3 protein-coding genes are annotated in these 2,889 nt (G+C 36.7%); 2 read left to right on the forward strand and 1 reads right to left on the reverse strand.

Going from position 1 to position 2,889, the window contains the following annotated elements; all coding sequences use genetic code 11:
• Window positions 1-417 precede the first annotated feature (417 nt).
• On the reverse strand, window positions 418-903 hold the full coding sequence (locus AAC854_RS21920; protein ID WP_340618947.1) for an NUDIX hydrolase: 486 nt from the start codon (window positions 901-903) through the stop codon (window positions 418-420).
• Between the two features lie 312 nt (window positions 904-1,215).
• Here AAC854_RS21920 and AAC854_RS21925 point away from each other — a divergent pair, with 312 nt between their 5' ends.
• Both AAC854_RS21925 and AAC854_RS21930 read left to right on the forward strand, forming a co-directional pair.
• Window positions 1,216-1,509: a hypothetical protein gene (locus tag AAC854_RS21925; protein ID WP_340618948.1), complete on the forward strand. Its 294-nt coding sequence runs from the start codon at window positions 1,216-1,218 to the stop codon at window positions 1,507-1,509.
• A gap of 577 nt (window positions 1,510-2,086) precedes the next feature.
• Window positions 2,087-2,794: a phosphatidylserine decarboxylase gene (locus AAC854_RS21930; protein ID WP_340618949.1), complete on the forward strand. Its 708-nt coding sequence runs from the start codon at window positions 2,087-2,089 to the stop codon at window positions 2,792-2,794.
• Window positions 2,795-2,889: the final 95 nt, after the last annotated feature.

Genomic DNA, 2,889 nt, shown 5'->3' on the forward strand with positions numbered 1-2,889 from the left:
ATATGTGGCAGCTCATCAAAAGAGTTAAGATTTTCTTGAATGCCGCTTCAGCAAATAGTTGGAAAGGAATAGGAAATATGAAATTCTCATAATTATGAAAAGTTATATATACCCGGTATAAAAGCCATGTAAACTGCGGGAGAACTTCGATGGACGCTCTCTCGCAAGCCGCCAAGTTTTGATGAAATCTCAATTCATTGTTTTTCAATGTATTATAGTGAACCTGAATGGTCAAGAGGGTAGTGTAAGTACCATCGTAAAAGCGTGAGAACACTTATGAACTTATTATCCGACAATCCATATTTAACATAATATAGATTATGCGAATCTACGTTTGTAACAGCAAAGTTGTAATGCTAAGCCCGCCGGCGTAAGCGCTGAAGACCTTACAGACTCGCTCAAGTGAAATATTCGGGGTCAGTCCTCAAAAGTTATAATGGATTGCTGTTCGAGATCATCGAATACATGCGAAGATATTATTCTTGTAATATCAGAAGGATAAATTATTTCCTGTGTTTGAATCAGCTCTGTAAGCCCCCACCAATGGTGACGATGGATAACTGATTTTTCGTTATCAGTCCACCCACTAGTGTTGATCTCGTCTTCATCGGATAAGACTATAAAAAAACGCTCTTTTGCCAGAACTGTTTCTCCACTGGGTAGCATCATTTCGAAAGTTCTCTGCGCAACATATTGCCCGACATCATCCCGAAGAATGCCAGTTTCTTCTCTCAGCTCCCTGACAGCAGCCTGTTCAAAAGACTCACCATGTTCAACACCGCCACCGGGGGTAGCCCAGTAAGACTTATCTGCCAACGCATCGTTTGTGTGTACAAAACGAAACAACAACACTTGTCTGGACGGGTTGACGATAAGCAACCTGGCTGAACACCGAACACGCATACCTTACTACCATATTCCAATGAAGAGAGATGTTCAGCTTAAACAAATAGTTATAAATGTGAAGTAAAATTTATCTGCATCCACCAATGATTCATTCCTGAGAGAGCTATGGACATCTGAACTTAGCCTTGACATTAAAGTAACCCGATTCACGCCAATTTGGGTTAAGGCTTAAGTAGAAATTTTCCTTTCATAGATCGCATAAATAATCCAGTGATAAATAATCACTCTAAGTAGGCGTTGTATACAAATCACAGGATAGCTAGACTTAGACTGATATTATTTATAACTTAATGAATAAAAAGGCAAAGAATGAGAAACAACTCAATCACTTTTACTTCCGCAATATGCTGGATCTCATTTTGGTTAGGAACCGTTCTTGTCGGTGCTTCATGGCTTTATGCAAAGCTACAAGGAAAAGAGTTTTTAGTGGGATTATCAGAAGGTTTAATGAATGTAACCTCTCCTGATAGTACGGTAGCTATAATGCTCTCTATAGGCACTATGCTGATCTCTATCGGGCTGCTATATGTTCCTTTATTCTACTCTGCAGTCTTTGTATCGGCATACGTAAAAATGCTGACAAGAAAACCAATCAGAATTTAAGGTTCTTGCGGGTTGCCCTATGATAATTTGAGTAGCCCGCAATTCAATTATAGGTAATGACACGAAACCCTTGAGTTGTTAGATAATCAGCAAATACGTGATATAGATACTCAGGAATGCCAGTTGCTGGATTTACTTGTACCACAGCCCTGTTCTTTTGCATGATCTCTAAGTTATCTAATCTTTTAAATATTCCCATTACCTTTAATGTTGAAATAGTCCAAAAATTAGCCTGATAAACCCAGTTTATTTAAATTTAATTAAATTTTTTATTGTATTTGTGATAAATGTCACTGACACATATATATAATAAACTACCTTAATTCACATCGTTAATTTCATCAATAAAATTATATTTAGTCAGTTTAAGTTTATATTTATTCATTTATATATTTATCGATTCGGGTAACTTAGGTGAAATTATGTTTAATGACAAACAAAAAATAAATATACCCCCAAATAAAATAAAATTGAATCATTGATAATAGGCTGTACCATATCTCGCGGCAATTGTTTGCATCATATTGTTTTTTCTCTGTTTCATGTTCCAGTTGATGAGCATTTTTTAGAGGTAATAATGAAGAACACAATGAACGAAGCCATTAAATCGATATTTAATGGACTACCTGATCTTCCGCCTGAAACTTATTTTCAGGAAGGTTTTTTCAGGGACCCCGCGAGAACCATCAATACAGATGATAGGTATTTTCTATCTCCTGCTGATGGATTTGTTATCTATAGTGGGATAATAAATCCAGATGAGGCGATCACTGAAGTAAAAGGAAAAAAATATAGCATTCAGGACATTATCAGAGATAAACATTATGACAAGCGCTCACTTGTCATTGGTATCTTTATGACATGTTATGATGTGCATGTTAATAGAATTCCCTATGATGGCATCCTGAGTTATGCGGAGCATGAACCTCTGGAAACCAACAATCTACCAATGATTGATGTAGAGAGTAACATTTTTTATAAAGAGAATATCGAATTAATTTATGACGACTATTTATACCTGAATCAGCGTGTCGTTAATAAAGTCTATTCTCCGGGAATTGGCAGAGAATACTATATGGTTCAGGTTGGTGATTATGATGTTAATACGATAACGCCATTCCATACTCAGCAAAATACCCCTGTATTTCAGGGAAATAGATTCTCTATGATTAGATATGGCTCACAAGTCGACTTAGTCATTCCTGTCGCTGATGACGATGAATTAACTTCATTGGTGTCGGTAAAAGAACACGTGACTGGTGGTATGACCAGGGCAACCGCATGAATGATTAAATAATATTCAGGTTAGAAAATCCCGCTTGTAATACCTGTTCTAAAAACTGAATTCTCATCCAGGCGCGTTTACGTTTCATTCTTATA

Origin of the sequence: Xenorhabdus entomophaga (assembly GCF_037996725.1) — a bacterium.
Taxonomy (GTDB): Bacteria; Pseudomonadota; Gammaproteobacteria; order Enterobacterales; family Enterobacteriaceae; genus Xenorhabdus; species Xenorhabdus khoisanae.

Excerpts from the sequence above, each read along its gene's own strand:
- AAC854_RS21920 (WP_340618947.1), bottom strand. The coding sequence starts at position 903 with ATGCGTGTTCGGTGTTCAGCCAGGTTGCTTATCGTCAACCCGTCCAGA.
- AAC854_RS21925 (WP_340618948.1), top strand. The coding sequence starts at position 1,216 with ATGAGAAACAACTCAATCACTTTTACTTCCGCAATATGCTGGATCTCA.
- AAC854_RS21930 (WP_340618949.1), top strand. The coding sequence starts at position 2,087 with ATGAAGAACACAATGAACGAAGCCATTAAATCGATATTTAATGGACTA.